Source organism: Corynebacterium sp. HMSC078A10 (genome assembly GCF_001811565.1).
Lineage (GTDB): Bacteria > Actinomycetota > Actinomycetes > Mycobacteriales > Mycobacteriaceae > Corynebacterium > Corynebacterium hesseae.
The window spans coordinates 76,716-103,389 of record NZ_KV805217.1 but is presented as its reverse complement, the minus strand read 5'-3'; the positions used below and the strand labels follow the sequence as shown (position 1 = coordinate 103,389).

Sequence of the window (26,674 nt, the reverse complement as noted above, 5' to 3'; positions counted from 1 at the left end):
TTGCCTTCGTAATCATATTGACGTGCATCAATACGAGCTGTATATTGCACTTTCGTATCCTGCTCTGTTCAACAATGAAGGAAGAGGAAGACATGGCCCTGCCGCAGCGTCCCACGTTGTCTTTTCTTGACCGCTTTCTACCCGTGTGGATCATCTTGGCGATGGCCATTGGACTGCTTTTCGGCCACTTTCTCCCCGGAATTGGTCACGCCTTAGGGGCCGTCAAAATTGGTGGGATTTCCATTCCGATCGCAATTGGCCTCCTCCTCATGATGTATCCGCCTTTGGCGAAGGTCCGCTATGAGAAAACCCGGGAAATTGCTACTGATGGCCGTCTTATGGTGGTGTCGCTCGTCCTCAATTGGCTGGTGGGGCCTGCGCTCATGTTTGCCCTGGCATGGCTCTTTTTGGCTGACCAGCCGGAGCTTCGCACCGGCGTGATCATTGTGGGTCTTGCTCGCTGTATCGCCATGGTGCTCGTGTGGTCGGATCTGTCGTGTGCTGACCGCGAGGCAACGGCGATCCTTGTCGCGCTTAACTCTGTTTTCCAAGTGGCCATGTTTGGCGTGTTGGGATGGTTCTACCTTCGCATCCTCCCAAGCTGGTTGGGACTTGATACCACGAGTGCAGAGTTCTCTTTTTGGGCCATCGTCAAGGCTGTTCTCGTGTTCCTGGGCATTCCGTTCCTTTTGGGTGCGTTGTCCCGCTTCTGGGGCGAAAAGGCGAAGGGAAGAGAGTGGTTTGAGGACCGCTTCCTCCCTGCTGTATCGCCTCTGGCTCTGATCGGATTGCTTTACACCATCGTTCTGCTGTTTTCTCTGCAAGGCGAAAACATCGTGGAGCAGCCAGCAGCGGTAGCACGCGTTGCTGTGCCATTAGTTATCTATTTCGTTGGCATGTTTGTGTTGTCATTGGGCGTAGCTAAGTCCGTAGGGATGAACTATGCGCAATCTGCCAGCGTGGCTTTTACTGCTGCAGGAAACAATTTTGAGCTTGCGATCGCGGTATCCATTGGAACGTTCGGCGCGACTTCTGCCCAGGCCCTAGCCGGAACGATTGGTCCTCTCGTTGAAATCCCCGTTCTCGTGAGCTTGGTCTACCTTATGCTGTGGATCGGGCCGAAGCTCTTTCCGGGCGATGACACCCTTCCACGCTAGCGTGTGTGCGCGGCGTCCATGCTGCGCACACCTGCCTCGGTAAGCGTGATGTTGTAGGTGCGTTTTCCTTTGCCGTATATCAAGCCAGACATCTTCACCACGCCTGCCTTCTCGAGCTCGCGCATTTCCTCCTCGAGCCCCTCCTCGTAGCCGAGTAGCTTGCTCAATGCTGGGATGGAAATCGTGTTACCGGTAACGGCGCCCGCCGCCACCAATCCGCTGAGGGCCTCTGGGTGTTCCTCAACGGCGGCAATGCTTTTCTCTGTGACGCCATCCAAACTGTCCTTTTCTGTGATGGCTTTGATGCGGCGCTTGCCCACGCGGAAAGAGGTGGTGCCGAAGGCGCGGCCACCGATGATGAACGCCGGTATGGCAAAGGCCGTGTGGCCCGCTGCGACGAGGATGGGGTTGAGCGATATATCGCCGAGAATCCCGGTGGACTTAATCCCTTCGGTGATAAGCGGCGAAAAGATGGCGAGCACCGGCAACAAGTAGGCAAGGGTGGGGTAGTCGCCCGCCCGAAACTCTTCCTGCGCGGCTTGTACAAACTTTGGTTTGCTGCGAATGATGCGGAAGGCTCCGTAGAGCATCACCATGATGAGCACCGCGTAGACCGGGACCGCGTAGGGATAGGGGAAGTCAACGACGCGAAGGCCTGAAGCGATGCCCGCGGGTACGGCTACGGTCACGATATTCCGCAGCGCGATCTCGTTGCGGGCGCGCGCCTGCGCCACAGTGCGTGGCGCGTGGACAGGTATTTTCCGCTCTGCAGGTGTGTTTGTGGGCGCGCCGTTGGACATAGCGGCGATACTAACATGTGAGCCTTAATCGAGCTCTGTGCCAGAATAGAAGGCGCTGACAACTTAATAAAGATGATGAGAATTTTTCAAAGACTCACTACCGTGTGGCGGCAACCTGCGCCCGGGGTGAGCACAACGTCAGGAGATAAGCCACTGATGGCATCCAAGAAGAAAACAAAAGAAGAACGTATTGAATCGACGTTGGCTGCGGCTGTAGCGGGGATTGACCGCGAGGCACTCGCTCCCAAGACTCGCCTTTATGCCTTGGCCAAGCAGGTGGGCGTGGCTTCCAAGGAATTGGTGGCCCAGTTCGCGGAGATGGGAATCAAGAAGTCCGCACAGTCCACACTTACGCCGGAAGAGGTGGGCCAGCTTATCGACGTCCTCGTGCCCGCCACCGAAGCTCCCGAGCAGGCCGCCACCGAGGGCACCGACCAGGCTGCAGCCACGGCTGATGCTGCGCAGACCCCCGAAGAACCTGTCGAAGAAACTACTGAAGCCCCGGCTGAGGAAAAGCCGGAGAAGACCGTGAAGAAGAAGCGCGCCAAGCGCGCGGCGAAGCGCGTGAGCAAGGCAGGCAAGAAGGCTGAGCCGAAGGGGCAGGCAGGGGAACCCACACCGGAAGAGCCTGCTGCGCAGCCGGAGCAGCCGGAGCAGTTGAGCGAGGAAGAAGAAAAGCTGCGTGAGCGCGTGCGCAAGAACGTTGATAACGAGATTTCGCAGATCGTCGACAAGGTCGATGCCGAAATGCTGCACGAGGCGCTCGTCGAGGCCGGTGATAGCGCCGAGGACGAGGACCTCACCCCGTTGATCACCCCGATGGCTGAGGAAGACCCGGACGTGTACGACTTCGCGCCGGTCTTCATGGCGCCGAAGATCACTCCGCTGGCCAAGTGCCAGAAGCCAGAAAAGCGCGAGGAAGAAACCGAGGAAGATTCGGAGCCGGTAAGCCAGCCGCGTGGTCGCCGTCGCGGCAGCCGCGGAACTTCCCGTGGCCGCGGGGCGGAAAGCCGCGGGCCAGCCCGCGAGGAAGTCGAGCACATTGAAGAGCCGAAGGCCATCAAGGGCTCAACCCGCATCGAGGCGCAGCGCCGCCGCCGTGCGGAGCTGCGGGAGAAGGGTCGCGAGCGCCAGCACATCGTCTCCCAAGCGGAGTTTCTCGCGCGTCGCGAATCTGTAGAGCGCACCATGGTGGTGCGCGATAAGCAGCGCACCGACGGCGCGGGCATCATCACCCAGGTCGGTGTGCTGGAGGATGATCTCCTGGTCGAGCACTTCGTCACGACGGAGACGCACCCCTCCCAAATTGGCAATATCTACTTGGGCCGTGTGCAAAACGTGCTGCCCTCGATGGAGGCAGCCTTCGTCGATATTGGACAGGGCCGAAACGGTGTGCTGTATGCGGGAGACATCGACTGGCGCGCATTGGGCATTGGCGGACGCGGCCGCAAGGTGGAAAATGCCTTGAAGTCCGGTGATCAGGTCCTAGTTCAGGTGGCCAAGGATCCTATCGGCCACAAGGGCGCGCGCTTGACCACTCAGATTTCTTTGGCCGGCCGCTTCCTGGTGTATGTGCCCGGCGGGCGCAGCGCGGGAATCTCCCGCAAGCTGCCGGTGCCGGAGCGCAAGCGCCTCAAGGGGATTCTGGAGCGCGTCATCCCGGGGGATGGCGGCGCCATCATTCGTACCGCAGCGGAGAACGTGTCGGAGGAGGACATCGCGTCCGACGTCAACCGCCTGCACTCCCTGTGGGAGGACATTAGCGCCCGCGCCGCGCACGAGAAGGCAACGAAGGGCGCCAAGCCGGTCACCCTGTACGAAGAGCCGGACCTGCTCATCAAGGTGGTGCGCGACCTTTTCAATGAGGACTTCAGCACTTTGGTTGTGGACGGCAAGCGTTCCTACAACACGGTCAGCGCCTACGTGGACTCCATGGCGCATGACTTGGCGGACCGCGTTGTGCGCTACGACGCCCGCGACCACGATGGCGAGGATGCCTTCAGCGCCTACCGCATTGATGAGCAGCTACAGAAGGCCTTGGGCCGCAAGGTGTGGCTGCCGTCTGGCGGCACCCTCGTCATAGACCGCACTGAGGCCATGACGGTCATTGACGTCAACACGGGCAAGTTCACCGGCTCCGGCGGCAATCTCGAGGAGACGGTGACCCGCAATAACCTCGAGGCGGCCGAGGAGATCGTGCGCCAAATGCGCCTGCGCGATATCGGCGGCATGATCGTCGTGGACTTCATCGATATGGTGCTGCCGGAAAACCAGGACCTTGTGCTGCGCCGCCTCAAGGAAGCGCTGGGACGTGACCGGACGCGCCACCAGGTTTCTGAGGTCACCTCACTGGGCTTGGTGCAGATGACGCGCAAGCGCGTGGGCACCGGCCTCATCGAGACTTTCTCCACCGAGTGCGAGGCCTGCCATGGCCGAGGAATCATCATTCACGAGTACCCGGTTGATGAGGATGGCGAGGAGGAGAACTCGAAGCCACAGCGCCGAGGCCGCAAGGAGCGCCGCGCACCGCAGCGCGATCCGAAGCAGCACCCGGCTGCCGTGCGCATGCACCGCGACGACGAGGAAGCCGCTGAGCACGAAACTGCCACAGAAAAGGAAGCTTCGCGCGATGACGAGTCCTCCTTGGAGGAGCTCGTGGCCAACGTGGTCGTCGTCGACGAGGACGAGCCGGATACCCCGGATAGCGCTTCCATTGGCTATGCCGTAGCGGAAAGCCTGGACGCGAAGCGCTCGAAGCCGAAGTCGAAGGCGAAGCGCTCGCGCAAGCCGCGCCGGGCAACGCGTACCTTCCGGGAGCCACAGCGCGAGGAGACGAGTGAGGGCTCGAGCGCGAAGCACGGCAAGCGCGATGAGCACGCCGGTGCGGAAAAGGCATCCAACCAGCGCTCGGAGCAGACCTATGACGAGGCTGTTGAAGCCTTTGAGAAGTCACCGCGCCGCAAGCGCCGCACGCGCGGAAATTCCCGCTCGGATATTCGCCCGAAGCGTGAAGACTTCGCGCAGGACGAGACCCCAGCAAAGGACGCTCAACTAGCCACCTCTAAAAAGGAGGCCAAGGCTGAGCGCAAGGGTGCGGAGCCGGGCGAGAACGCGAGCGTGCGCGCGACCCGCAGCCGCGGCCGCCGCCGAGTGGTGCGCAAGATGGCACAGAGCCAGTCCACCCCGGCGTCGAATGAACGCGGACAGGGGAGCGAAGCGCAGCGGCGAGAGTCTTCCGCACAGACCACAGCGTCGAAGGCACGAAAGGGCGGGCGCGGGAGGCGTCGAGTAGCACGGCGCAGGTCGCGCTAGAAAAGGCGTTTTGCCTTTTCGCCCCCTCACGGGGTAGTCTTTGACAGTCGCTGTTTAGACCATGAATGCGCTCGATGGGACGCTCTGCGGTTCCCGCACGTCTCTCGCGGATGTGGTTCTAAACGCCAATGTCCAATGTCCATTCGTTAGCGGCACCACCCAGCTGCTAGCGAGCCGAGTTTAGATAAGGGGTAGCCCTCTATGTACGCGATCGTCAAGACCGGCGGAAAGCAGTACAAGGTTGCTGAAGGTGACCTCGTCAAGGTCGAGAAGATCGAGGGTGAGCCGGGTTCCTCCGTTGCTCTCACCCCGGTTCTGCTCGTCGATGGCGCAACCGTCAAGTCGAAGGCTGCAGACCTGGAGAAGGTCTCCGTCTCCGCTGAAATTGTCGAGCAGGGCAAGGGCCCGAAGATCGACATCCTCAAGTACAAGAACAAGACTGGTTACAAGCGTCGCCTTGGTCACCGTCAGCCGGTGACCACGCTGAAGATTACCGGTATCAAGTAAGCCTTAACCGGCTCTAATTCATCCCTGAAGGAGGGGAAACCACATGGCACACAAGAAGGGTGCTTCCAGCTCCAGCAACGGTCGCGATTCCGAGTCCAAGCGCCTCGGCGTTAAGCGCTTCGGTGGTCAGCAGGTTAAGGCCGGCGAGATCATCGTGCGTCAGCGCGGCACCAAGTTCCACCCGGGTGAGAACGTTGGTCGCGGCGGCGACGATACCCTGTTCGCTCTCGCGGCAGGCTCTGTTGAGTTCGGCGTCAAGCGTGGACGTCGTCTGGTCAACATTGTTCCGGCCGAAGAGGTTGTTGCAGAAGCAACTGCCTAAGAGCTTCATGGCGTAATCCCGAGCTTTTCGCTCGGGATTTTGTCGTTTTCACGCGGCCGGCGTGGCGGGGGAGCGTGGAGAAAACTAAAGGGGCGTTGCTTCAGATCCCCGCAGTGCTCAACTAGGACGGTATGCCAGGAACCGTTAGACTAGCGGGCATGGCACGATTCATTGACCGAGTGGTTTTGCACTTGCAGGCAGGCGACGGCGGACACGGCTGCGCCTCCGTCCACCGCGAAAAATTTAAGCCGCTCGGCGGGCCCGATGGCGGCAACGGCGGCCACGGCGGAGACATCCTGCTGGAGGTCTCAACCCAGATCCACACCCTCATGGATTTCCACTACCGCCCGCACCTGAAGTCCGGCCGCGGCGGCAACGGCGCCGGTGACTGGCGCAACGGCGCGCGCGGCGAGGACCTCATTCTCGAGGTCCCTGAAGGCACCGTGGTCTATACCGAGGACGGGGAGATGCTCGCGGATCTCACGGTCCCGGGAACCCGTTTCGTGGCCGCGGAGGGTGGTTTCGGTGGACTTGGAAACGCAGCGCTAGCCTCGGCCGCCCGCAAGGCCCCGGGCTTTGCGCTGCAGGGCGAGCCGGGCGAGGCGCGCGATCTAATCTTGGAGCTGAAGTCCATGGCGGACGTTGGGCTCGTCGGTTTCCCTTCCGCGGGCAAGTCCTCCCTCATCTCCGTCCTTTCGGCAGCCAAGCCGAAGATCGGTGACTATCCCTTCACCACCCTCCAGCCCAACCTGGGCGTGGTGGACATGGGCTACGAGTCCTTCACCATGGCGGATGTCCCGGGCCTCATTCCGGGGGCTGCCGAAGGCAAGGGCCTAGGCCTCGACTTCCTACGCCACATCGAGCGCACAGCGGTTCTCGCCCACGTGGTGGATACCGCTTCCATCGAGCCGGGCCGCGATCCGCTCTCCGACATCGAGGCGCTCGAGACCGAGCTGGCCAAGTACCAGGAGCTCCTGGAACAGGACACCGGCCTCGGTGACCTGCGCGAGCGCCCGCGCGTCATCATCCTTAACAAGGCGGATGTTCCCGAGGCAGAGGAGCTCGCGGAATTCGTCAAGGGTGACCTCGAGGAGAAGTACGGCTGGCCGGTCTTCATCATTTCCGCGGTGGCGCGCAAGGGGCTAGAGCCCCTCAAGTACAAGCTGATGGAGATGGTGAAAGAACACCGCAAGTCACAGCCCAAGGCGGCGGTGGACAAGAACCACACCATCATTCAGCCCAAGTCCGTGGGCAAGAAAAAGAAGGGCTCCTTCGCGGACTTCACCGTCCGCCCCGATCCCGAGGTGGAAGGCGGATTCATCGTCGAGGGCGACAAGATCGACCGCTGGATTCGCCAGACCGACTTCGAAAACGACGAGGCCGTGGGCTACCTTGCGGACCGCCTGGCCAAGGCCGGAGTCGAGGAAGAGCTGCACCGCCAGGGGGCGGAGGAAGGCTGCCCGGTTACCATCGGGGACATTACTTTCGAGTACGAGCCGATGGCCGGTGGCCGCGCCACCGACGCGGGCCGCGGACAGGACGGCCGCCTCATGGGCACCGACCGCGTTTCCGCCGCTGAGCGCAAGCGCGCCTCCCAGGCGCGCCGCGGCCTCGTGGACGAGTTCGACTTTGGCACGGACGGGGAAGTCACTCGCGAGTCCGCGAACCGCGATCGCTGGCAGGGTTAGCCCGGTATACTGAGCCGGTATGTCATCCGAACACGACAACCAGCTCGACTATCCTCTCCCCCTCGAACCCTTCGAGGGGCCGACCCCGGACGTGGACTACCCGGAGACCACCACGCTATCGGAGAAATCCAGCGGTTTCTCCTCGCCCCTGCGCGAGGAGATCTCTAAAGCCAAGCGCATCGTCATCAAAATCGGATCCTCGTCGCTAACGCGCGATGACTTCGTGACCTCCACCGAGAAGATCGACAAGATCGTCGACGCCGTCTGCGCACGCATGAACGTCTCCGACATCATCATCGTCTCCTCCGGTGCCGTGGCCGCCGGAATGGGCCCGCTGGGCCTGACCACGCGACCTACCGATCTGGCCACCAAGCAGGCCGCCGCCGCGGTGGGCCAGGTTCACCTCGCCTACGAGTGGGGCGTGTCCTTTGCCCGCTATAACCGCACCATTGGGCAGGTGCTGCTGACCGCGTCGGACGTCGGCAAGCGCGATCGCGCCCGCAACGCCCAGCGCACCATTGACCGCCTGCGCCAGATGCGCACGGTGCCCATCGTCAACGAGAACGACACCGTCGCGACCTCCGAGATGCACTTCGGTGATAACGACCGCCTCTCCGCGCTCGTGGCCAACCTGGTCGGCGCGGATGCCCTCTTCCTCTTCTCCGACGTGGACGGCCTCTACGACAAGAACCCGGCCGAGCCGGACGCCAAGTTCGTGGAGGAGGTGCGCACCGGCAAGGACCTCAAGGCGGTCGTGGCCGGTGACGGCGGCAAGGTCGGCACCGGCGGCATGGCCACGAAGGTCTCCGCTGCCCGCCTGGCCACGCGCGGCGGCATTCCCGTGTTGCTGACCTCGGCGGACAATATTGGGCAGGCGCTTGACGACGCCTCCGTAGGCACCGTCTTCCACACCCGTGAGGAACGCCGCCTGTCCGCCTGGAAGTTCTGGGCTCTCTACTGCGCGGATACCGGCGGCTCCCTGCGCCTGGACGAGGGCGCCATGGAGGCCGTGGTCCGCGGCGGAAACTCCCTGCTGGCCGTGGGCATTACCGACATTAAGGGTGAGTTCAACGCCGGCGAGATCGTGGACATCATGGGCCCCAAAGGCCAGGTCATCGGCCGCGGCGAGGTGGGCTATGACTCCACCACGCTGCACAACCTGCTGGGCAAACACACCGATGAGCTGCCGGAGGATATGCGCCGCCCGGTAGTCCACGCCGACTACCTGTCCAACTTCGCCTCCCGTATTTAATGCGCTATTTCATGGGCCCCGACGTGTGGGCGGCAACTGTGGCAGATATCGACGCAGCCGGACACGAGCGCGTCGAAAGTTTGGCGGAAGCCGAGGTCTTTGTGAATACCGCCTCGGACCCGGCGCAGACCCCGGAGATCCCCGAGAACATCCAGTGGGTGCAGTACTGCTTCACCGGGGTTAACCGCCACATCGATGCCGGGCTCATCCGGCGCGATGGCCTGCCGTGGTGTAACTCCGCGGGCGCTTTTGCCAAGCCCGTGGCGGAATCTGCGCTGGTACTCATGTTGTCTCAGGCACACCACCACAAGGCTTTCGCCCTGGCGAAGTCCTGGTCGGTGGCGCGTGAGCTCGATGAATCCCAGGCCTGGCTCTATGACCAGCAGGGGCCAACGCGCGTGCTCATCGTGGGCGCGGGAGGCATCGGCAAGCAGCTCATGGCCTACCTCGCGCCCTTCGGCGTGCACATCACCGCGGTGAACCGCTCGGGCCGCCCGGTAGAGGGAGCGGACGTGACGCTGCCCATCGAGCGCGTCGACGAGGCCTGGGGCGAGGCGGATTTCGTCGTGAGTATTTTGCCGGCGACGGCCGCCACGGAAGCCTTCTTCGACGCAGCGGTGTTTCGCGCCATGAAGCCTTCGGCGGTATTCGTCAACGTCGGCCGCGGTAGCACCGTGGTGACCGATGATCTCGTGGAGGCTCTGCGCACGGGCGAGATCGCCGGCGCGGGCTTGGAGGTCATGGACCCGGAGCCGCTCCCGGATGGCCACCCGCTCTACGATTTGCCCAACGCCACGCTGACGCCGCACATGGCGGCCTCGGATCACGTGGCCCAGTACCACCTGGGTGCTATCTTCAATGCCAACGCCGCCGCGTGGGAGCGCGGCGAGGATATGCCCACGCGCGTCGACCCGGACGCCGGCTACTAGCTAAGGAGGATGTGCATGAAGTACGCCATCGAACCACACCCCTGGGAGGAAACCATCGAGGTGCTCGACGCCGCGGGCTTTGAGCGCGCCCCGCTATATGAGGCCTCCTTCCTCATCTACACCGGCGACGGCACCGACTTCCCGGACCCGCTGCCGGAGAACATTGGCTTCGTGCAGATTCCTTCGGCGGGCGTGGACCACGTCTTGGATGCTATGAAGACGACCACCGTGCCGTGGTCGAATGCCGCTGGCGTCTATGACAACACGGTGGCGGAATCCACCATCGCGCTGCTTTTGGCGCAGCTGCATGCGCACCGCCGCGTCAATGGCACGTTTGATTCCTATGCAGAGATGGAAGCCCATACCTCCTACCTCTATGACGAGAAGACGGTGGCCATTATTGGTGCCGGTGGTATCGGCAAGCGCCTGATTAGCATGCTCTCCGGCTTTGGGCCACGCATCATCGCGGTCAACCGCTCCGGCAACCCGGTCGAGGGGGCGGAGGAAACCTACCCGATTTCCCAGGTGGACAAGGTCTGGCCGAAGGCGGATTACTTCGTTCTCATCGCGCCGCTTACCCCGGAGACCCGCCACATGGTGGATGCGGAAGCGTTCCAGCAGATGCCGGAGCACGCGGTGGTGGTCAACGTGGGCCGCGGCCCGCTTATCAACACCGAGGACCTCGTTGCGGCGCTGGAGGCAGGGGAGATTGCGGGTGCGGCACTCGACGTCACCGACCCTGAACCGTTGCCGGAGGATCACCCGCTGTGGCAGGATAAGCGCGTGGTTATCACCCCACACATTGCCAATACGCAGCGCTCCGTGCGCGAAAAGATTGGCGCGCACACCGTCAAGGTGGCCAAGGCTTTCGCGGCGGGGGACAAGCTGCCCACCCTAGTTGACCCGAAGGCAGGCTATTAATGGAGAACCCCGAAATCCGCGTTGGTGATGCCGAGCGTTCTGAGGCCCTAGAGCAGCTGAGCCAGCACTTCGTCAACGGTACGTTGGCCCCTGATGAATTTGAGCAGCGCACCGGCGAGGCCGCCGCGGCGCGCACGCGCGGGGACGTCGAAAAGCTCTTTGCGGACCTGCCGGAGCTTTCCACCCCACGTGCTACAGCACCCGCCACCCGCCACGAGGCGGAGCTGGAGGATATGCTCTCCCGCGGGCGCAAGGTGCAGATAGTGGATTCCGTCATCTGGTCGGTGGCGATGATCGCCCTCTTCCTTGGGCTTTTTGTCTTCGACTGGAGCTATTTCTGGATCTCGCCCGTCATCGCGTTCTTCGCTTCCTGGGCTGCACGCGGGGTGCTGAAGTTCAGTGAGTCGGATGAAGAGCTCTTCGATGAGCTTTCCGAAGGGGAAAAGAAGAAGCGCGCCGAGCGCCTGCGTGCCGCGGCGGAGCGCCGCCGCGAACTCGGGGCTTAAGACTGGCGCTCATTAAGAGCCCATAGCTGCACAAAATCCCTGACAAGCGGGCAGACCTTCCGTACGCTGGTATGGCATGAGCAACACCGAACGTGAAGAAGTTCTGTCCAAAGCCCGCGCCGCCAAGGCGGTGGCGCCGCAGTTCGCGCAGCTGCCCACCCCGCGCAAGAATGAAATCCTCAACCGCGCTGCCGAGAACCTCATCGCGCACAGCGAGGACATCCTCGCCGCGAACCAGCTCGATATCGAGGCCGGCCGCGCCAACGGCATGTCCGAATCCCTCATCGACCGCTTGTCGCTTGATGCAGCCCGCATCGAGGGCATTGCCGGCGGCCTACGCCAGGTAGCCTCCCTCCAGGACCCGGTAGGGGAGATCCTGCAGGGGCGCATCATGGATAATGGCATCCAGATGAAGCAGGTCCGCGTGCCGCTCGGCGTGATGGGCATGGTCTATGAGGCCCGCCCGAATGTCACCGTCGATGCCTTCGGCTTGGCCCTGAAGTCCGGCAACGTGCCGCTGCTGCGCGGCTCGAAGTCCGCGAAGAACTCCAACGCCAAGCTCGTTGAGCTCCTACAGGACACCCTCGTGGAGTTTGATCTGCCGCGCGAAGGCGTGCAGCTTCTGCCCTGTGAGACCCACGATTCCGTGCAGGACCTCATCACCGCCCGTGGCCTGGTGGACCTGGTCATCCCGCGTGGCGGCGCGCGCCTCATCAACGCTGTGGTGGAAAACGCCACCGTCCCCGCCATCGAGACCGGTACCGGCAATTGCCACTTCTACGTCGATGCCTCCGCCGACCTGGACAAGGCCATCGACATGGTGATCAACGGCAAGACCCGCCGTCCCTCTGTGTGTAACTCGACGGAGTGCGTGCTGATCGACGCTGCCCTTGACGACGCCTCGAAGCTTCGCATCATCACCTCCCTTCAGGAGGCAGGGGTTACCATCCACGGCGATGTGAAGGAGCTTGAGGCCTTCGGTGTTAAGGACGCCGTGGAGGCAACCGACGAGGAGTGGTGCGAAGAATTCCTCTCCATGGATATCTGCGCCAAGGTGGTCGACGGCGTCAACGGCGCCATCGCGCACATTGCCGAGTACACCACCGGCCACACTGAGGCCATTGCGGCCCAGGATGCTGACGTGCTGCTGACCTTCGCCAACGAGGTAGATGCCGCAGCGGTCATGCTCAACGCCTCCACCGCGTTTACCGATGGTGAGGTATACGGCATGGGCGCCGAAATCGGCATCTCCACCCAGAAGCTGCATGCGCGCGGCCCGATGGCGCTGCCGGAGCTAACATCCACCAAATGGGTGCTGCAGGGCACCGGCCAGACCCGCCCCTAGGGACAGCTAGAAAAGCTACTCGAAAGGTACTCGAAAGCTACTCGAAAAGAATTTTTCGAGGCTGACCTGCGCAAAACAATCTACTCGAAAACTTTTCGAGTAGATTGTTTGCCTTGCGCGGGGTTCGTGCTGCGCGCCGGGGGAGCACTGGGTATTCTAAAGCGCGGTAATAACAAAGAACTGAATGGTGCCTTCTCCCATGCTGTCCCGCATTGCTTCCTCCGTGGCCGCCGCCGTCATGGCCGTGTCCGCCTTCATTGTCCCTCAAACCATCTCTGCACCCGCCGCGCACGCTGACGAACAGTGCCCCGCAGTGGTCGTCGTCGCCGCGCGCGGCTCTGGCCAAAACGGTCAGGTCTACCCCACGCAGTATTCGAACCAGGGCGGCCGCGCATCCAATGGATGGGAGGGCGAATCCATCCGCGCCATGCTGCAGGGCGCCGAGGCACGCTACCAGGCCACTCACGGCGGAAATTCGCTGATGAAGGACGTCTACGTGCTGGGCCTGGAGCCGCAGTACTATCCGGCGACCTACCCGGAATACTCTGTTCCGAACGAGTCGGTTCCGAACACCGCGGCTGACCTCGTGCGCCTGGCCACGCAGTACGCCAACCCGGTCATCAACACCGCGGTCTCCGCCATCAACCAGTTCATGTACTCCGTGCAGACCGGCAATCGTGGCGTGACCAGCGCGATCAACAGCTATGAAGCCGCCACCGGTTGCCACCCGCAATACATCCTGTCCGGCTACTCCCAGGGCGCCATGATTCTGGCCAACCACGAGGTGGAACTGGCCCACCGCGGTCAGCTCGCTGGCGTCGTGACCTTTGGTAACCCGCTGACCCGTGCAGGGGACCCGGCCGTCGTCGGCGCAACCCAGGGCGCGGGCGGCCCGATGGGCTACTTCCCGCAGATGCGCGCCAACGTCAGCCGCGTGGACTACTGCCTGCCGCTCGACGCCGTGTGCGACCTCTCCGCCCAGACCCTCTACGCCGCCAAGCCCACCGGCGGCTCCCATGGCCAGTACTTCTTCACCAACCACCAGTGGGATAACCAGGTCTACGATTCCATCGGCCACATGGTAGATGGCGTCCGTTTCCGCTAAACAGGAAAGAATGAAGTCTCTTTCCTTTCGCGTTTCCTGTGCAGCTGCCGCCCTTGGCACGGCAGCGTCCCTTCTCAGCGCGCCGGTGGCCTCGGCGAGCGGTGTCGGCACGTGCCCCGACACCGTGGTGCTTGTCGCACGCGGTTCAGACCAGAACGAGGAGCAGGGCGAATACGTAGGTCCGCAGCGTTACTCCGAGCGTGCGCCGGAATCCACCGGCTTTGAGGGACGCAACTTTGCCGCCCTGTTCCATCAGGTAGAGCAGCGCCACCCCGGCACAATGGATGGCGTTTATGTTCTGGCTTTGGGGCCGGAGGCGTACCCGGCCGCGATGAACCTGCCGCCCTTGGCGCAGGAGGGTGAAGACCTGGGCCCGCTTCAGCTTGTGCAGCGAGCGCTCGGGATTCTCCAGGAGCATTCCATCGGGGAAATGGCGTATTCGGTGACGTTTGGAGCTGCCGATAGCCTACGCACCGGCGCCCGCAATGCGCCGAAGGTGGTGGACAACTATGAGGCCACCACCGGCTGCCACCCGCGTTGGGTAGCCGCTGGCTATTCGCAAGGAGCGCTCGTCGCGACAAGCACGGAGGAGTACCTCGCAGAATCCGGGCGCCTGCATGGTGTGCTCACCTTTGGCAATCCCTTGCACCAGGTGCCGTGGGCTAAGAACCGCACCGGGCTGCCGGCGCAGCGCTACGTCGATTATTGCCTGGAAGGGGATTTCGTCTGCGATTTCTCCCTCGACGCCGCTAACCGCGCCCTGGCCACCAAGGCTGAGCGCCATGCCTCCTATTTCTTGGCGGAGCCTTCCGGGCAGGACATGCAGGTCATCGACTCCGTGGCCGGTATACTCACCAGCCATGACTAGTCCGCAACGCATCGGCATCATGGGCGGCACCTTTGACCCCATCCATAACGGTCACCTCGTCGCCGCCAGCGAGGTAGCCCACCGTTTCCGCCTCGACACGGTGGTCTTCGTCCCCACCGGCCAGCCCTGGCAAAAAGCCGATAAGCAGGTCACCGCCGCCGAGCACCGCTACCTGATGACCATGGTGGCCACGGCGTCGAACCCGCGCTTTACTGTCTCCCGCGTGGACATCGACCGTGAGGGGCCCACCTACACCATCGATACGCTGCGGGATCTGCGCGGAATCTTCCCGGACGCCGAGCTTTACTTCATCACCGGCGCGGATTCGGTGGCCTCCATCATGAGCTGGCGCAACTGGGAGGAGATGCTGGAGATGGCCCACTTCGTCGGCGTGACCCGTCCCGGCTATGACCTGCGCAAGGACATGCTGCCGCAGGATTCCCAGGATGATATCGAGCTGATTGAAATCCCCGCCATGGCCATTTCCTCTACTGATTGCCGCGCCCGCGCGCAGCAGGGCCAGCCGGTGTGGTACCTCGTGCCGGATGGGGTGGTGCAATACATTGCCAAGAACCACCTCTATGGTCCGCACCCGGAAAAGCCCCTGTAACGTCTGTGCCTTTCCGGTAGTCGGGCGGGGGAATTCGACTAGGAAAATGAGCCTTGTCGTGTAAGACTAGAGTTCTTAAGCAGAAAAGTACTTGTGTAGGGATTGTCATGTCGATTACTGATGAAGCACGCCGCATGGCGGAAACCGCCGCCCTGGCTGCGGATGAGAAGCTGGCCACCAACATCGCCGCTATCGATGTTTCCGACGTGCTGGCGATTACCGAGGTCTTCGTCTTAGCCTCCGCCGATACCGAGCGCCAGGTGGCCTCCATTGTGGAGGAAGTTGAAGACGAGCTGACCAAGCAGGGCTTCGAGCCCAAGCGCCGCGAAGGCAACCGCGAGAACCGGTGGGTTCTGCTCGATTACGGCCCCATCGTGGTCCATGTCCAGCGCAACGATCAGCGCGAGTTCTATGGCCTGGACCGCCTCTACCACGATTGCCCGCTTCTCGACATCCCCGGTGTAGACACCCCGGAGCGCCCCGGCGAGTGGTCCAATGACGTCAACCCGCGCGACATCGACTCCTTCGATGAGCTTCCCCTGGCCCAGCCAGAGCCGGAAGACGACGAATTATGACCCGCCGCCTCCTCCTCATCCGCCACGGCCAAACGACGTACAACGCCACCGGCCGGATGCAGGGGCACTTGGACACCGAGCTTTCGGAAGCGGGCCACTCCCAGGCCCGTGCCGCGGCCGATCTGCTCGAGGGCAAAGGGATTACCGCGATTGTCTCCTCGGATCTCATCCGTGCCCGCGATACCGCTGAGATTATTGCTCGGCGCTTGGGGCTTGAGGTGTCCGTCGATAAGCGTCTGCGCGAAACCCACCTCGGTGAGTGGCAGGGGATGACCTCCGCTGAAGTAGATGAGCAGTTTCCTGGGGCGCGTGCGCTGTGGCGCCACGACCCCACCTGGGCGCCGCCGCAGGGCGAAAGCCGCGTCGATGTGGCCAACCGTGCCCGCCCCGTGATTGATGAGCTCATGCAGAATCACCCGCAGTGGGATGAGGGGGCTGTCCTCGTCGTCGCGCACGGCGGCGCCATTTCAGCGCTGACCTGCCACCTGCTGGGCTTGGAACACCACCAGTACGGGATCCTGTCTGGGCTGAAGAATACGCACTGGTCGCAGCTGACCGCGCGGCCCGAGTTTGATGCTGCACGGCCGCTGTCTCCGCTGGAATTCACCCCGGAGAACGTCGGCCGCGCCCAGTGGTACTTCGATGGCTGGAATATGGGCGGCGCCGTCATCGGGGGCGCGGGGGCGGACGTCTAGTGATCCGCGTTGTTACCGATTCCGCCGCGGGCTTGCCGGAGGATATCGTCGAGGAGCTCGGCATCTGCGTCGTGGACCTGCACGTCATGGAAAGCCACGGCAAGGATGGCGCGGAGCTGTCCACGTCCGGGCTGACTGCCCTTGAGCTGGCTGCTTTATACGGGCGGCAGATGGAGCGCTCCGGTGATGATGGTGTGCTGGCCATTCATCTGTCGAAGGAGCTGTCCTCGACGTGGTCGGCGGCGGTGACGGCCTCCGGAGTTTTCCCGAACAACGTGCGTGTTATCGATTCCGGCACCGCCGGGATGGCGATGGGCGCGGCTGCCATGGCGGCGGCCAGGCTTGCGCAGGAGGGCGCTTCCCTCGACGAGTGCTATGCCGCGGCCATCAACACCCTTGAGCGCGGGCACACCTTGGTCTACCTCAGCTCGACGGAGGAGCTTCGCCGCTCCGGGCGCATGTCCGCGGCCACGGCGATGCTGTCCACTGCGCTGCTGGCCACCAAGCCGATCATGGCCATTCAGGGCGGCAAGCTGGAGATGGTGGGCAAGACCCGCACCCAAACCAAGGCCTTTACCAAGCTGGTGGATCTGGTGGCCTCCCGCGCCGAGGGCAAGCCGGCCTTCATCGCGGTGCAGTACAACGAGGACAAGGTCTCAGCACGCCGGCTGGAGGACTTGCTGCGTTTGGCCCTGCCGGATTCCTCTTTCATGCTGGTGCCGCTTACCGACGTCCTCGCAGTCCACGTCGGCCCCGGAGCCATCGGCGTCTCCGCGGTCTTTAGCTGACGGCGGAGCCGAGCTAAAGACGTTGTTGACGTCTTCAACAAGTTATCCACAGGCTGCGGCTTAAGCCCTCGACGGGGGTGTGGACGCTGCGTAGCGTCGCGGGCATGAACGCCATTGCTGATCGCCTCCGCGACCTCACCCGCCCGACCGGGGAAGAAGAACTGCTCAACGTCGACTTTCCGCGCGTGCGCGTCCCGCCCTGGTTGGCGCTGGCTGTTGTGGGCGTGGCTGGCGTTGCACTTCTGGCCTGGCTGGGGGCGAGCCGCAGTGCGGAGAACCCCTATGAGGTTGCCGCGCCGAGCAGCGAGGCAGCGGCGGATATCGTGGTTGCGGTCGTGGGTGAGGTAGAGCAGCCCGGGCTGGTGACCTTGGCGCCGGGCGCGCGCATTAACGACGCCCTCGAGGTGGCGCGCCCGCGCGTGCCCACCGATAACCTCAACCTGGCGCAGAAGCTTAACGACGGCGAGCAGATCACCGTCGGCGCTCCACCCGCTGCCCCAGGCGCTGCGGCCGAAGACACTATCTCCCTCAACTCCGCCAGCGAGGAGGAGCTGACGGAGCTTCCGGGTATTGGCCCGGCCACGGCGGCGGCGATCATCGCGCACCGCGAAGAGGTCGGGAGCTTTAGCACCGTGGAGCAACTCATGGACGTCTCCGGCATTGGCCCGGCGAAGTTCGCCAAGCTGAAGGACAAGGTCCGGCCGTGAGAGAGCTGCGGCTCGTGCCCGCCGCGGTGGTGGCGTGGCTGGCCACGCTCGCCGTGCTTTTCGGGCATCCGTGGTTGTTGGGCGGGCTGGTGTGTTTCGCTCTAGCGCGCGGTCAGTGGCGCGGGCAGGGCATTTTGTGCGCGGCGAGCGGAGTCATCTTCGCCACCCTGGCTTATGTGCGCTCGGTGCGCGCCGCGGCGTTCCACTTCGGCTCGGAGGTGACGGGAAAGCTCGCCGCCGACCCGGTTCAGACGGCATCCGGGTGGATGGTGCGCCTGCGCGTGCCGGGCTACCCGGCGCAGCTGCCCGTCTTCCTCAAGGAGGAACCGGAGGCCTTCGGTGGCTCGCTGGTGACGGTGCACGGTCACCCCGGCCCCTCGGATCAGGTTGGCGTGGGCACATCCGTCTTTAGTGGTGAGCTCACCGCGCACGCCCATAGCTGGACGGCGACGGTCGCAGAAAACTTCCGCGCCGTGTGTGACAACGGCCTCATCCCCGGCATGGTCTTGGGCGATACCAGCCTGCAAAGCCCCGAGGATAAGCAGCTCTACATCGACACGGGTCTATCGCATTTGAGTGCTGTGTCCGGCTCCAACGTTGCCATCGTGTGCACCGCGGCCGCGTTGGTGGTGCCGGGGCAGAGGGTGAGGGTGGGGGCGTCGGCAAGCGCGTTGGCGTTGTTCGTGGCACTTGTGGGGTGGGAACCCTCCGTCCAGCGCGCCACCGTCGCCGGGCTGGCGGGACTGGCGGCGGTGCTCAGCTCCTCGAAGATGGAACCGCTCCATGCCCTGGCTCTTGGCGTGCTCTTTCTGCTCGCGGCGGACAGCGACCTAGCGGTCAGCTTCGGCTTCGCGCTCTCCGTCGCGGCCACCGCCGGCATCGTAGTACTCAGCCCGCTGCTATTGCGGGTGCTGGGCACGGGCATCGTGGCCCGGGCCTTTGCGGTCGCCATCGCCGCGGACATCGTGACCATGCCGCTCATTGCGCTGATGAGCGGGCGGGTCTCGGTGGTGTCAGTCATTGCCAACGTGCTGGTGGCCCCGGTCGTGCCTATTATCACCGTCGTGGGGCTCATCGCCGCCGTCCTGGCGCAGGTGGGGTGGGGCAGGCCCCTGGTGATCCTTATTGAGCCGCTGGCGGATTGGATCCACTTCGTCGCCTCCTCCATGCCGGTGACCACCGTGGCGGCGGGGCCCGTCGCGATGCTCCTACTTGGCGGGTGGGTCATTGCGGCGTTGCTAAGATGACAGGCATGTCTTCTGCCCCCGTGCACCTCATCCTCGGTGATGATGAATTCCTGGCCGAGCGCGCCCGCCTGTCCATCCAACAAGGTGAGGTAACCAAGCTCAAGGCCTCCGAGGTCAGCGAGGGCGAAATCCTGGAAGCCACCAGCCCCTCCTTGTTTGGGGAGGACCGCGTCATCGTCATCAGCGACGTGGAGAGGGCCGGCAAGGAGGTCACGAAGATCCTCCTCGACGCCTGCGCTAACCCCATGCCCGGTATCACGCTCATTTTGATGTACTCGGTGACGGCGAAGACGCTGAAGAAAAAGAAGAAGCCGCCGGAGCTCATCGCGGCGCTGCGCAAGACGGCCGAGGTGCATGAGGTCTTTTCCCTCTACCCGAACGAGCTCGCGCAGTGGGCTACGCGTGAGTTCGCCTCGCATGGGGTGCGGCCTACACCGGATGTGGTGCAGGCGCTTCTCGACGGCGTCGGCTCCGACCTCCGCGAGCTCGCCTCCGCCATCTCGCAGCTCGTCTTCGACACAGGCGGCAAGGTGACCCGCGAGGCGGTGCACGCGTACTACGTAGGTGTGGCCGAGGTGGCCAACTGGGATATCGCGGATGCCGCTGTGGCAGGCCGCGTGGAGGCGGCGGTGTCCACGTGCCGCCGCGCGCTGCAGTTGGGGGCGAGCCCCGTGGCCATTGCATCTGCCCTGGCGAACAAGGTGGGCAACATCGCGCGCCTCTACACCGCGCGCGGGGATCAGTATTCCCTGGCCTCCCAGACCGGCATGGCGCCCTATGCCATCAAGCTCACCCAGCCGGTGGCGCGGCGCTGGTCGGGAGAGAATATCACCAAGGCCGTGATCCTCATGTCGGAGCTGGATGCCGCGGTCAAGGGTCAGGGCGGGGACGAGGACTTCGCCATCGAGGCGGCCGTTAAGCGGGTGGCGGAGCTGGCGCGCTAGACTAACCCTCCATGGATGACATCCAGAACTTTGCCACCAAGCTTTTCGATTTTGCCCGCAACGGCGATGCCACGCTGCTCGAGTACATCAAGCAGGGCGTCAACGTGGACATGGTGAACCAGGACGGGCAGTCCTTCATCATGCTCGCCGCCTACCACGGCCATGCGGAGCTGGTGCGCCAGCTCGCCGCGGCGGGTGCCGACGTCAACCTCCTCAACGATCGCGGCCAGTCGCCGTTGGCCGGGGCTATTTTCAAGAAGGAAGACGCGGTGATCGACGCCCTTCTCGACGCCGGCGCCGACCCCACTGCCGGCCAGCCAAATGCCCTCGACTCGGCTCGCATGTTCGGCCGTGAGGATCTTCTCGAGCGCCTGTCATGAGCTGGTCCGCGTTTGCGGCCATCCTCCTCATGAACCTCGTCGGCGCGGCGGCACCCGGCCCCGACATTGTGCTGGTGACACGCTATGCCACGCGCTCGCGCCGCCACGCCATCGCGGCGTCGACGGGCATTCAGGTCGGCGTGCTGTTCTGGTGCACGCTGACTGTGTTTGGCGCGGCCGCTTTGCTGACCGCCTTCCCGGGAGTTCTCTCCCTGATTCAGGTGATTGGCGGTTGCTTCCTCGTCTTCATGGGCGTGCTGTCCATTCGCTCCGGGCTAGAGCTGCGCAAGCAGCCGCCGGTGGATGAGGAGGAGGCCGCCGCCCGCTTGGGTTCGGTGGGCAAGGTCTTCCGCACGGGGTTGGCCACCAACCTGTCCAACCCAAAGATCGTGCTTTTCCTCGCCGCCATGATCGCCCCGCTGCTGCCGCCGCACCCGCCGGTGTGGCTTTCGGTGGCCTTGGTGTTGAGCCTGTCCCTGTCGAGCTACCTGCTCTTCGTTGTCCTCTCGGCGGTCATCTCGACCCGCGCGATCCGCCGCCGCCTGTTGGCCGCCGGCCCGTGGATCGACATCGGTTCCGGTGCCTTCTTCGTGGTGGCCGGCTGTGCGTTGGTGTGGGCCGGTATCCAGGCCGCCTAGGACTGATCGAGTAGTTCTTTGAGCCACTGGGACCACGCCGCGACCGTGGCGGAGCGGCGGCGTAGGGTCGTCTCACTCAGGCCAAGGTTGGCCGCGCGCATGAACCCGGCCGCCTCGGCCTTGCTCAGCGCGCAGTGCTTATCGACGACAAACCGCACCATCTCCCGGAACACCGGCCGCGAGGCCAGCGCCTCAACGAGGGCGAGGTTGCGCTCGTCGCGCGTGCCGCTGAGCTTGGTCAAACCTAAGTAGCGGGCGGCGTTGGTGTAGTAATCAGCCTGGCGCGGGGTAAAGCCGAAGGCCTCGGGCATCTCCGCCTTCGGCACGGGGTTCTCCAGCAAGCTGATGACGCGGGCAAAGGAATCCGCCTGGGGGAAGGGAACGCGCGTGCCCTCGACCTTCGTGTGCTCCAGAACCTCGCGCACCGCCGCATCAGTCACACCGGACTCGCCCAAAACGTAGCGCGCCGCGCTCACCAGCTCGATGCTGCGGAAGTCCTCCGGCTGCCTAAACACATAGCGGTAGAAGTGAAAGATGCCATTGGAATAGACCAGATACACCGGCACCACTTCTTTATCCAGTGCCCGCGAGAAGCGGCGGAAAGGGAAGTAGAGCTGACGGATGTTGAAGTCGGGGGAGATGTGGTTCTTCGCCTCCACGAGCACGAGGTGCTCGGCGGATTCGAAGCCGGCGTCGATCTCCATCTGGGCGCGGTCCACCTCGATATCGCGTCCGCCGACCCGCATGGGCAGCGTGAGCGTCGACATGCGCCCGCTGACGGTCGGTACCAACTCACCGCCCAAGAAATCATCAAGCATGCCGCTTAAGTGCGCTGCGGTCAACGCTGCGGCCTCCGAGGTCAAGTTCTCGAAGTCAATGGACTGGATGTGCCCCGGAACCGGCATCGACTTCAGCGGCCCGGCCTCCTCCGGGAAAGGCTGGTACAGGTCAAAGCGGCCAATCAGGTAGGCATCGCGGCGAATCGGCAGCATGGACAACCCGTGCTGGCGAAGCACCTCGGGGCGCGCGGCGGAAAAATCGTGCTTGGCCATCAACCGCGGCTCGCGCCCGGAAAGCTCCTTGAGCTTCGCGGCGGGCAACACCACATAGCCCTGGTCCGCGATGTCGGCGGCGAGGTGGGGATAGACACGGTCCCAGGCGGCGTCGTTAAGCATAATTGCGCACGAGCACCTCATCGACCTTGCCGCGCTTCGACGCCACGGAATTCACCGCGCGCGTAGCCCCCACGATCTCGATGCGATAGTCCGCGTACAGCTCCTTGATGAAGTCCGTCGCCGAATTCGACAGCAGGAACTTCACCCCGCGCGCAGTAAGGGCATCGCAGGTTTCCTTCAGCCGAATCTGGTCCTCGCGGCCGAAGCCCCCCGACTGATAGCCGGTGAAATTGCTCGTGGGGTTGACCGGATCGTATGGCGGATCGAAGTAAACAAAATCCCCCTCGTTGGCCTCCACCGCGGCATAATCGCCGTTATAGAACGTCACGTCGTGGGAGGACAGGTACTCCGAAACCGCGCGCAGATTCGGCTCATCACAGATCTTCGGGTTGGCATAGCGGCCAAACGGGGCGTTGAACTGACCCGAGTTATTCACCCGATAAAGACCGTTGTAGCAGGTCTTATTCAAATAAATCGTGCGTGCAGCCCGCTCCACGGGACTCAAGTGCGCAAACTCCGGCTCGCGGTCGCGGGCGCGCATCTCGTAGAAGAAATCCGAATCATTCGGATAGCCCTTTAAAAGGGCAATGAGCTCGTCCACGTCATCGCGGACCACCTCGTAGACGGTGATGAGCTCGGTGTTCAGGTCATTGACCCGGGCGCGTTCGGGCGCCAAAGAAAAAAGAACCGCCCCGCCGCCCAAGAAAGGCTCGACATAAGCGTCGAAGCTCTCGGGCAGCATGGAGTGGATAATGGGTAGCAGTTGGCGCTTTCCCCCCACCCACTTCAGGAGCGGTTTCATTTAGGCCATCTTGTTGAAGGCGTTGGCCATACCGGACTTCTTGTTAGCCGCGGTGTTGCGGTGGAAGACGCCCTTGGACACGGACTTGTCCAGTGCGCGGGAAGCAACGCGCAGCTGCTTCTCGGCTGCAGCCTTGTCACCAGCGGCGACGGCCTCGCGGAACTTGCGGATCTCGGTACGCACGGCGGAGCGTACGGACTTGTTGCGCTGACGAGACTTCTCGTTGGTCAGGATGCGCTTCTGCTTGGACTTGATGTTTGCCATCGATATACCTCTTAGAGTCGTAGGAATTCTTTACCGAGGAAGGCGGACCCAAGGTCCTGACCGCCAGCGTGCCCCGGCATCCCAAGAAATTTATCAGGGCGCAGGCTAAATCCCCAAATCACGCCCAGTGATAGCGGGAGCGCAGGCGGTTGGCAATGCGCTCGAAGCGGCGTTCCGGAAAGAGCGTTCCCTGCCGGCGGCACTGTTCCTCCGAAATCTCCAGCACTCGATCCATCCGCACCCAGCATTGCCGGCCGGTTTCATCCCACTCGCCGGTGCCGATATCGAGCCACTCTTCTTTGTTCGCGTGACCCGGGTTGGAGGAGATGAGAAGGCCGAGCACCGTGGTGCGCGTGCGGGAGACAATCAGCACTGCGCGCTCGCGCGGCGGGGATTGCTTGCCATCGGAGGGCGCCCACACCCACACGACCTCCCCGGAGTCAGCCTGCCCGTCCATGTCGGGGGTGAAGAAGACGCTGCGCGGGTGGGCGGAGGCGGCCTCGACGCGGATATCGGCGGCCTTGCGGGGTTCCGTCACGGAATCGTTTTGGTTCAACCCCAAGCGTTCGGTGATGCGCTCGAGGCCGGCGTCGACAGGCTCGGGGCCTCCGATGCCGAGAATGCGGGCCAACCTAGACATGTCGTCTATTCTAAACGCATGTCTACAAACTTCGCGGCTACTACGTTTACGGATCCGTCCAAGATCCGAAACTTCTGCATTATCGCCCACATCGACCACGGCAAGTCGACGCTGGCTGATCGCATCCTGCAGTTGTCGCAGGTGGTAGAGGAGCGCGACATGCGCGACCAATACCTCGACAACATGGATATCGAGCGCGAGCGCGGCATCACCATTAAGGCGCAGAACGTGCGCCTGCCCTGGATTCCCCAGTCCGGTCCCCTGAAGGGGGAGGAGATCGTCATGCAGATGATCGATACGCCCGGCCACGTGGACTTCACTTACGAGGTCTCCCGCGCGCTGGAGGCGTGTGAGGGCGCCATCCTGCTTGTCGACGCCGCCCAAGGCATCGAGGCCCAAACCCTGGCCAACCTTTACCTGGCCATGGAGAATGACCTGGAGATCATCCCGGTCCTTAACAAGATTGACTTGCCCGCGGCCGACCCGGAGAAGTACTCCCTGGAGATCGCCCACATCATCGGCTGCGAGCCGGAAGAGGTGCTGCGCGTCTCCGGTAAGACCGGCGAGGGCGTGGCGGAGTTGCTGGACAAGGTTGCGGAGCTTGTCCCGGCGCCCACCTCCGAGTTCGGGCCCGATGCTCCGGCCCGTGCCATGGTCTTCGACTCGGTCTACGACACCTACCGCGGCGTGGTGACCTACATCCGCATGATGGACGGCAAGCTCACCCCGCGCCAGAAGGTCACTATGATGTCCACGGGCGCCAACCACGAGCTTCTGGAGGTGGGCATTGTTTCACCGACCATGCAGAAGTGCGAGGGCCTAGGCCCGGGCGAGGTGGGCTACCTCATTACCGGCGTAAAGAACGTGCGTGAGACCAAGGTGGGTGACACGATTACGTGGGCGTCGAATGGCGCGAGCGAGCCGCTCAAGGGCTACGCCGACCCGAACCCCATGGTGTACTCGGGTTTGTTCCCGATCTCCCAGGCAGACTTCCCGGACTTGCGCGATGCACTGGAGAAGCTGCAGCTTAACGACGCCTCCCTCACCTTCGAGCCCGAGACCTCCGTGGCCCTGGGCTTCGGCTTCCGCTGTGGATTCTTGGGCCTGCTGCACATGGAAATCACGCGTGACCGTTTGGAGCGCGAGTTTGGATTGGACCTGATTTCCACCGCCCCGTCGGTGACCTACCGCGTGGTGGCAGAAGACGGCGAGGAATCGTATGTGCACAATCCCTCCGACTGGCCGGCGGGCAAGCTGCGTGAGGTTCACGAGCCGATTGTGAAGATGACCATCATCGTGCCGGAGGAGTTTGTGGGCCCGACGATGGAGCTGTGCCAGTCCAAGCGCGGCCAGATGGGTGGCATGGACTACCTGTCTGAGGACCGCGTGGAGCTGCGCTACACCATGCCGCTGGGTGAAATCATCTTCGACTTCTTCGACATGCTGAAGTCCCGCACCAAGGGCTACGCTTCCCTCAACTACGAGGAGGCCGGCGAACAGCTGGCGGACCTGGTGAAGGTGGATATCCTGCTCAACGGTGATCCGGTGGATGCCTTCTCCGCGATTGTGCACCGTGATTCCGCGCAGTGGTACGGCAATAAGATGACGAAGAAGCTCAAGGAGATCATTCCGCGCCAGCAGTTCGAGGTGCCGGTCCAGGCGGCCATCGGCTCAAAGATCATCGCGCGTGAAAACATCCGCGCGATGCGCAAGGACGTGCTGGCCAAGTGCTACGGCGGCGATATCTCCCGTAAGCGCAAGCTGCTGGAGAAGCAGAAGGCCGGTAAGAAGCGCATGAAGTCCATCGGTTCCGTTTCCGTGCCGCAGGAGGCCTTCGTGGCGGCGCTGTCCACGGACGCCGACTAACGCATCGAGCACCTCCGGTACCGGTCGGGCCACCATCACTGTCTGGAGCTATTGGTGCTGATCAGGGCGAACTTGCGCTGTTGGAGGCTGAAAGCGCCCGGTTTGATATGGCGCTTTCAGCCTGCCTACTGGGCGTTAAAGGAGTAGCTGCCGGTGAGCTGATTGTGGATTGTCACCGAGTAGTCCTGGCCGTTGGCGGTGGCGCCGTCCACAAGCATGGCGAGCTCTTGTGAGTTGTAATAGCGGCTTAGACCCACGTAAAGAATAAGCAGGAGGATGCTGCCCGCGACTGCGATTGAGGTGGCAATCTTCCACACGCTTACTTGGTTAGTCACGAGTAGTCCTTTCATGCGTGAAAACTTCGGTCACTGTAGCTACTAGTACGATAACAAGTCTTTTATGTGCACGGTATTGAATTAGAACCAGTGCACCCACTATTCCGGGGAAGTTCAGGCAGGGATCACCGGTTTTCGTCTCAACCTGTCCTAGGCCGACGAGTGCGCTGACTTAAGGATCACCGATGTGCCCGTCAACCATCTTTCGGTTGGCGGGGCCGGTGGTTGGCGCTGTCCTTTCTGCCGTTGCTGTGTTTGGTGGGTGTTAGCTGCTGTCGGGTGGTTCCTCTGGTGGT

The 26,674-nt window shown here is 63.1% G+C and carries 28 protein-coding genes; 22 read left to right on the top strand and 6 right to left on the bottom strand.

What is annotated here, in order from left to right; all coding sequences use genetic code 11:
• Positions 1–92: 92 nt before the first annotated feature.
• Positions 93–1,157: an ACR3 family arsenite efflux transporter gene (gene arsB / locus HMPREF2808_RS09260; RefSeq protein WP_070520131.1), complete on the top strand. Its 1,065-nt coding sequence runs from the start codon at positions 93–95 to the stop codon at positions 1,155–1,157.
• On the opposite strand, the gene HMPREF2808_RS09255 is transcribed toward arsB, so the two are convergent.
• Entirely contained in the window at positions 1,154–1,957 is an 804-nt protein-coding gene (locus HMPREF2808_RS09255) for a hypothetical protein (RefSeq protein WP_209167744.1), read from the bottom strand. The genes arsB and HMPREF2808_RS09255 overlap by 4 nt on opposite strands.
• Before the next feature lie 156 nt (positions 1,958–2,113).
• Between HMPREF2808_RS09255 and HMPREF2808_RS09250 the strand changes: the two genes are divergently transcribed.
• The 20 genes from HMPREF2808_RS09250 to HMPREF2808_RS09155 all read left to right on the top strand — a co-directional run bounded on the left by HMPREF2808_RS09250 (position 2,114) and on the right by HMPREF2808_RS09155 (position 21,296).
• Positions 2,114–5,269 (top strand): translation initiation factor IF-2 N-terminal domain-containing protein, encoded by a 3,156-nt coding sequence (locus HMPREF2808_RS09250; protein ID WP_070624517.1) that lies wholly within the window; start codon positions 2,114–2,116, stop codon positions 5,267–5,269.
• A 201-nt stretch (positions 5,270–5,470) separates the two neighbouring features.
• On the top strand, positions 5,471–5,776 hold the full coding sequence (gene rplU, locus HMPREF2808_RS09245; RefSeq protein ID WP_010190885.1) for a 50S ribosomal protein L21: 306 nt from the start codon (positions 5,471–5,473) through the stop codon (positions 5,774–5,776).
• 43 nt (positions 5,777–5,819) lie between these two features.
• The gene (rpmA, locus tag HMPREF2808_RS09240; protein ID WP_070519487.1) at positions 5,820–6,098 is read left to right on the top strand and encodes a 50S ribosomal protein L27; all 279 of its coding nucleotides are present in this window, start codon (positions 5,820–5,822) and stop codon (positions 6,096–6,098) included.
• 158 nt (positions 6,099–6,256) lie between these two features.
• Positions 6,257–7,786: a GTPase ObgE gene (gene obgE, locus HMPREF2808_RS09235; protein ID WP_070519489.1), complete on the top strand. Its 1,530-nt coding sequence runs from the start codon at positions 6,257–6,259 to the stop codon at positions 7,784–7,786.
• A gap of 19 nt (positions 7,787–7,805) precedes the next feature.
• Complete coding sequence (gene proB / locus HMPREF2808_RS09230) at positions 7,806–9,038, top strand: glutamate 5-kinase (RefSeq protein WP_070564657.1); 1,233 nt, start codon at positions 7,806–7,808, stop codon at positions 9,036–9,038.
• The gene (locus HMPREF2808_RS09225) at positions 9,038–9,967 is read left to right on the top strand and encodes a D-isomer specific 2-hydroxyacid dehydrogenase family protein (protein ID WP_070624516.1); all 930 of its coding nucleotides are present in this window, start codon (positions 9,038–9,040) and stop codon (positions 9,965–9,967) included. The genes proB and HMPREF2808_RS09225 overlap by 1 nt, the downstream gene beginning before the upstream one ends.
• A gap of 15 nt (positions 9,968–9,982) precedes the next feature.
• Entirely contained in the window at positions 9,983–10,888 is a 906-nt protein-coding gene (locus tag HMPREF2808_RS09220) for a D-isomer specific 2-hydroxyacid dehydrogenase family protein (protein WP_070624515.1), read from the top strand.
• Positions 10,888–11,394, top strand: a complete 507-nt coding sequence (locus HMPREF2808_RS09215) for a DUF1707 SHOCT-like domain-containing protein (protein WP_070624514.1) — start codon at positions 10,888–10,890, stop codon at positions 11,392–11,394. The genes HMPREF2808_RS09220 and HMPREF2808_RS09215 overlap by 1 nt, the downstream gene beginning before the upstream one ends.
• 76 nt (positions 11,395–11,470) lie before the next feature.
• A complete protein-coding gene (locus HMPREF2808_RS09210; RefSeq protein WP_070624513.1) occupies positions 11,471–12,739 on the top strand; it encodes a glutamate-5-semialdehyde dehydrogenase in 1,269 nt (422 codons plus the stop codon).
• A 184-nt stretch (positions 12,740–12,923) separates the two neighbouring features.
• Positions 12,924–13,844, top strand: coding sequence for a cutinase family protein (locus HMPREF2808_RS09205; RefSeq protein ID WP_070564671.1), 921 nt, complete (start codon positions 12,924–12,926; stop codon positions 13,842–13,844).
• Between the two features lie 10 nt (positions 13,845–13,854).
• Complete coding sequence (locus HMPREF2808_RS09200) at positions 13,855–14,712, top strand: cutinase family protein (RefSeq protein WP_070624512.1); 858 nt, start codon at positions 13,855–13,857, stop codon at positions 14,710–14,712.
• Positions 14,705–15,322, top strand: coding sequence for a nicotinate-nucleotide adenylyltransferase (nadD, locus tag HMPREF2808_RS09195; protein WP_070530460.1), 618 nt, complete (start codon positions 14,705–14,707; stop codon positions 15,320–15,322). The genes HMPREF2808_RS09200 and nadD overlap by 8 nt, the downstream gene beginning before the upstream one ends.
• A 107-nt stretch (positions 15,323–15,429) precedes the next feature.
• Positions 15,430–15,897 (top strand): ribosome silencing factor, encoded by a 468-nt coding sequence (rsfS, locus tag HMPREF2808_RS09190; protein WP_070519508.1) that lies wholly within the window; start codon positions 15,430–15,432, stop codon positions 15,895–15,897.
• Positions 15,894–16,592, top strand: a complete 699-nt coding sequence (locus tag HMPREF2808_RS09185; RefSeq protein ID WP_070564677.1) for a histidine phosphatase family protein — start codon at positions 15,894–15,896, stop codon at positions 16,590–16,592. Before rsfS ends, HMPREF2808_RS09185 begins: the two co-directional genes overlap by 4 nt.
• Entirely contained in the window at positions 16,592–17,380 is a 789-nt protein-coding gene (locus HMPREF2808_RS09180) for a DegV family protein (RefSeq protein ID WP_070564680.1), read from the top strand. The genes HMPREF2808_RS09185 and HMPREF2808_RS09180 overlap by 1 nt, the downstream gene beginning before the upstream one ends.
• A gap of 104 nt (positions 17,381–17,484) precedes the next feature.
• Positions 17,485–18,087 carry a ComEA family DNA-binding protein gene (locus HMPREF2808_RS09175; RefSeq protein WP_070624511.1) on the top strand — a complete coding sequence of 201 codons (603 nt, stop codon included), beginning with the start codon at positions 17,485–17,487 and terminating at the stop codon, positions 18,085–18,087.
• Positions 18,084–19,334 carry a ComEC/Rec2 family competence protein gene (locus HMPREF2808_RS09170; protein ID WP_070624510.1) on the top strand — a complete coding sequence of 417 codons (1,251 nt, stop codon included), beginning with the start codon at positions 18,084–18,086 and terminating at the stop codon, positions 19,332–19,334. The genes HMPREF2808_RS09175 and HMPREF2808_RS09170 overlap by 4 nt, the downstream gene beginning before the upstream one ends.
• Positions 19,331–20,278, top strand: a complete 948-nt coding sequence (holA, locus tag HMPREF2808_RS09165) for a DNA polymerase III subunit delta (RefSeq protein ID WP_070519517.1) — start codon at positions 19,331–19,333, stop codon at positions 20,276–20,278. Before HMPREF2808_RS09170 ends, holA begins: the two co-directional genes overlap by 4 nt.
• Positions 20,279–20,289: 11 nt before the next feature.
• Entirely contained in the window at positions 20,290–20,658 is a 369-nt protein-coding gene (locus tag HMPREF2808_RS09160; RefSeq protein WP_070530472.1) for an ankyrin repeat domain-containing protein, read from the top strand.
• Positions 20,655–21,296 (top strand): LysE family translocator, encoded by a 642-nt coding sequence (locus HMPREF2808_RS09155; protein WP_070519522.1) that lies wholly within the window; start codon positions 20,655–20,657, stop codon positions 21,294–21,296. The genes HMPREF2808_RS09160 and HMPREF2808_RS09155 overlap by 4 nt, the downstream gene beginning before the upstream one ends.
• Here the strand turns inward: HMPREF2808_RS09155 and HMPREF2808_RS09150 are convergent.
• The 4 genes from HMPREF2808_RS09150 to HMPREF2808_RS09135 all read right to left on the bottom strand — a co-directional run bounded on the left by HMPREF2808_RS09150 (position 21,293) and on the right by HMPREF2808_RS09135 (position 24,177).
• Complete coding sequence (locus HMPREF2808_RS09150; protein ID WP_246816549.1) at positions 21,293–22,471, bottom strand: type II restriction enzyme; 1,179 nt, start codon at positions 22,469–22,471, stop codon at positions 21,293–21,295. The genes HMPREF2808_RS09155 and HMPREF2808_RS09150 overlap by 4 nt on opposite strands.
• Positions 22,464–23,273, bottom strand: coding sequence for a DNA adenine methylase (locus HMPREF2808_RS09145; protein ID WP_070624508.1), 810 nt, complete (start codon positions 23,271–23,273; stop codon positions 22,464–22,466). Before HMPREF2808_RS09145 ends, HMPREF2808_RS09150 begins: the two co-directional genes overlap by 8 nt.
• Positions 23,274–23,537: a 30S ribosomal protein S20 gene (gene rpsT / locus HMPREF2808_RS09140; protein ID WP_070519529.1), complete on the bottom strand. Its 264-nt coding sequence runs from the start codon at positions 23,535–23,537 to the stop codon at positions 23,274–23,276.
• 118 nt (positions 23,538–23,655) lie between these two features.
• Positions 23,656–24,177: a type II toxin-antitoxin system PemK/MazF family toxin gene (locus HMPREF2808_RS09135; RefSeq protein ID WP_070519531.1), complete on the bottom strand. Its 522-nt coding sequence runs from the start codon at positions 24,175–24,177 to the stop codon at positions 23,656–23,658.
• Positions 24,178–24,195: 18 nt separating this feature from the next.
• Between HMPREF2808_RS09135 and lepA the strand changes: the two genes are divergently transcribed.
• Positions 24,196–26,043 (top strand): translation elongation factor 4, encoded by a 1,848-nt coding sequence (gene lepA, locus HMPREF2808_RS09130; protein ID WP_070519533.1) that lies wholly within the window; start codon positions 24,196–24,198, stop codon positions 26,041–26,043.
• 125 nt (positions 26,044–26,168) lie between these two features.
• Here the strand turns inward: lepA and HMPREF2808_RS09125 are convergent, their stop codons facing one another.
• On the bottom strand, positions 26,169–26,378 hold the full coding sequence (locus HMPREF2808_RS09125; protein ID WP_070519535.1) for a hypothetical protein: 210 nt from the start codon (positions 26,376–26,378) through the stop codon (positions 26,169–26,171).
• Between the last annotated feature and the right edge of the window lie 296 nt (positions 26,379–26,674).

Bases quoted from the DNA above. Each gene is read 5' to 3' on its own strand.
- HMPREF2808_RS09215 (WP_070624514.1), top strand. From the start codon at position 10,888: ATGGAGAACCCCGAAATCCGCGTTGGTGATGCCGAGCGTTCTGAGGCC.
- HMPREF2808_RS09220 (WP_070624515.1), top strand. From the start codon at position 9,983: ATGAAGTACGCCATCGAACCACACCCCTGGGAGGAAACCATCGAGGTG.
- HMPREF2808_RS09135 (WP_070519531.1), bottom strand. From the start codon at position 24,177: ATGTCTAGGTTGGCCCGCATTCTCGGCATCGGAGGCCCCGAGCCTGTC.
- rpmA (WP_070519487.1), top strand. From the start codon at position 5,820: ATGGCACACAAGAAGGGTGCTTCCAGCTCCAGCAACGGTCGCGATTCC.
- HMPREF2808_RS09210 (WP_070624513.1), top strand. From the start codon at position 11,471: ATGAGCAACACCGAACGTGAAGAAGTTCTGTCCAAAGCCCGCGCCGCC.
- rplU (WP_010190885.1), top strand. From the start codon at position 5,471: ATGTACGCGATCGTCAAGACCGGCGGAAAGCAGTACAAGGTTGCTGAA.
- HMPREF2808_RS09175 (WP_070624511.1), top strand. From the start codon at position 17,485: ATGAACGCCATTGCTGATCGCCTCCGCGACCTCACCCGCCCGACCGGG.
- obgE (WP_070519489.1), top strand. From the start codon at position 6,257: ATGGCACGATTCATTGACCGAGTGGTTTTGCACTTGCAGGCAGGCGAC.
- HMPREF2808_RS09205 (WP_070564671.1), top strand. From the start codon at position 12,924: ATGGTGCCTTCTCCCATGCTGTCCCGCATTGCTTCCTCCGTGGCCGCC.
- HMPREF2808_RS09150 (WP_246816549.1), bottom strand. From the start codon at position 22,471: ATGCTTAACGACGCCGCCTGGGACCGTGTCTATCCCCACCTCGCCGCC.
- HMPREF2808_RS09250 (WP_070624517.1), top strand. From the start codon at position 2,114: ATGGCATCCAAGAAGAAAACAAAAGAAGAACGTATTGAATCGACGTTG.
- nadD (WP_070530460.1), top strand. From the start codon at position 14,705: ATGACTAGTCCGCAACGCATCGGCATCATGGGCGGCACCTTTGACCCC.
- arsB (WP_070520131.1), top strand. From the start codon at position 93: ATGGCCCTGCCGCAGCGTCCCACGTTGTCTTTTCTTGACCGCTTTCTA.
- holA (WP_070519517.1), top strand. From the start codon at position 19,331: ATGACAGGCATGTCTTCTGCCCCCGTGCACCTCATCCTCGGTGATGAT.
- rsfS (WP_070519508.1), top strand. From the start codon at position 15,430: ATGTCGATTACTGATGAAGCACGCCGCATGGCGGAAACCGCCGCCCTG.
- HMPREF2808_RS09155 (WP_070519522.1), top strand. From the start codon at position 20,655: ATGAGCTGGTCCGCGTTTGCGGCCATCCTCCTCATGAACCTCGTCGGC.
- HMPREF2808_RS09255 (WP_209167744.1), bottom strand. From the start codon at position 1,957: ATGTCCAACGGCGCGCCCACAAACACACCTGCAGAGCGGAAAATACCT.
- rpsT (WP_070519529.1), bottom strand. From the start codon at position 23,537: ATGGCAAACATCAAGTCCAAGCAGAAGCGCATCCTGACCAACGAGAAG.
- HMPREF2808_RS09225 (WP_070624516.1), top strand. From the start codon at position 9,038: ATGCGCTATTTCATGGGCCCCGACGTGTGGGCGGCAACTGTGGCAGAT.
- HMPREF2808_RS09160 (WP_070530472.1), top strand. From the start codon at position 20,290: ATGGATGACATCCAGAACTTTGCCACCAAGCTTTTCGATTTTGCCCGC.
- HMPREF2808_RS09185 (WP_070564677.1), top strand. From the start codon at position 15,894: ATGACCCGCCGCCTCCTCCTCATCCGCCACGGCCAAACGACGTACAAC.
- proB (WP_070564657.1), top strand. From the start codon at position 7,806: ATGTCATCCGAACACGACAACCAGCTCGACTATCCTCTCCCCCTCGAA.
- lepA (WP_070519533.1), top strand. From the start codon at position 24,196: ATGTCTACAAACTTCGCGGCTACTACGTTTACGGATCCGTCCAAGATC.
- HMPREF2808_RS09145 (WP_070624508.1), bottom strand. From the start codon at position 23,273: ATGAAACCGCTCCTGAAGTGGGTGGGGGGAAAGCGCCAACTGCTACCC.
- HMPREF2808_RS09200 (WP_070624512.1), top strand. From the start codon at position 13,855: ATGAAGTCTCTTTCCTTTCGCGTTTCCTGTGCAGCTGCCGCCCTTGGC.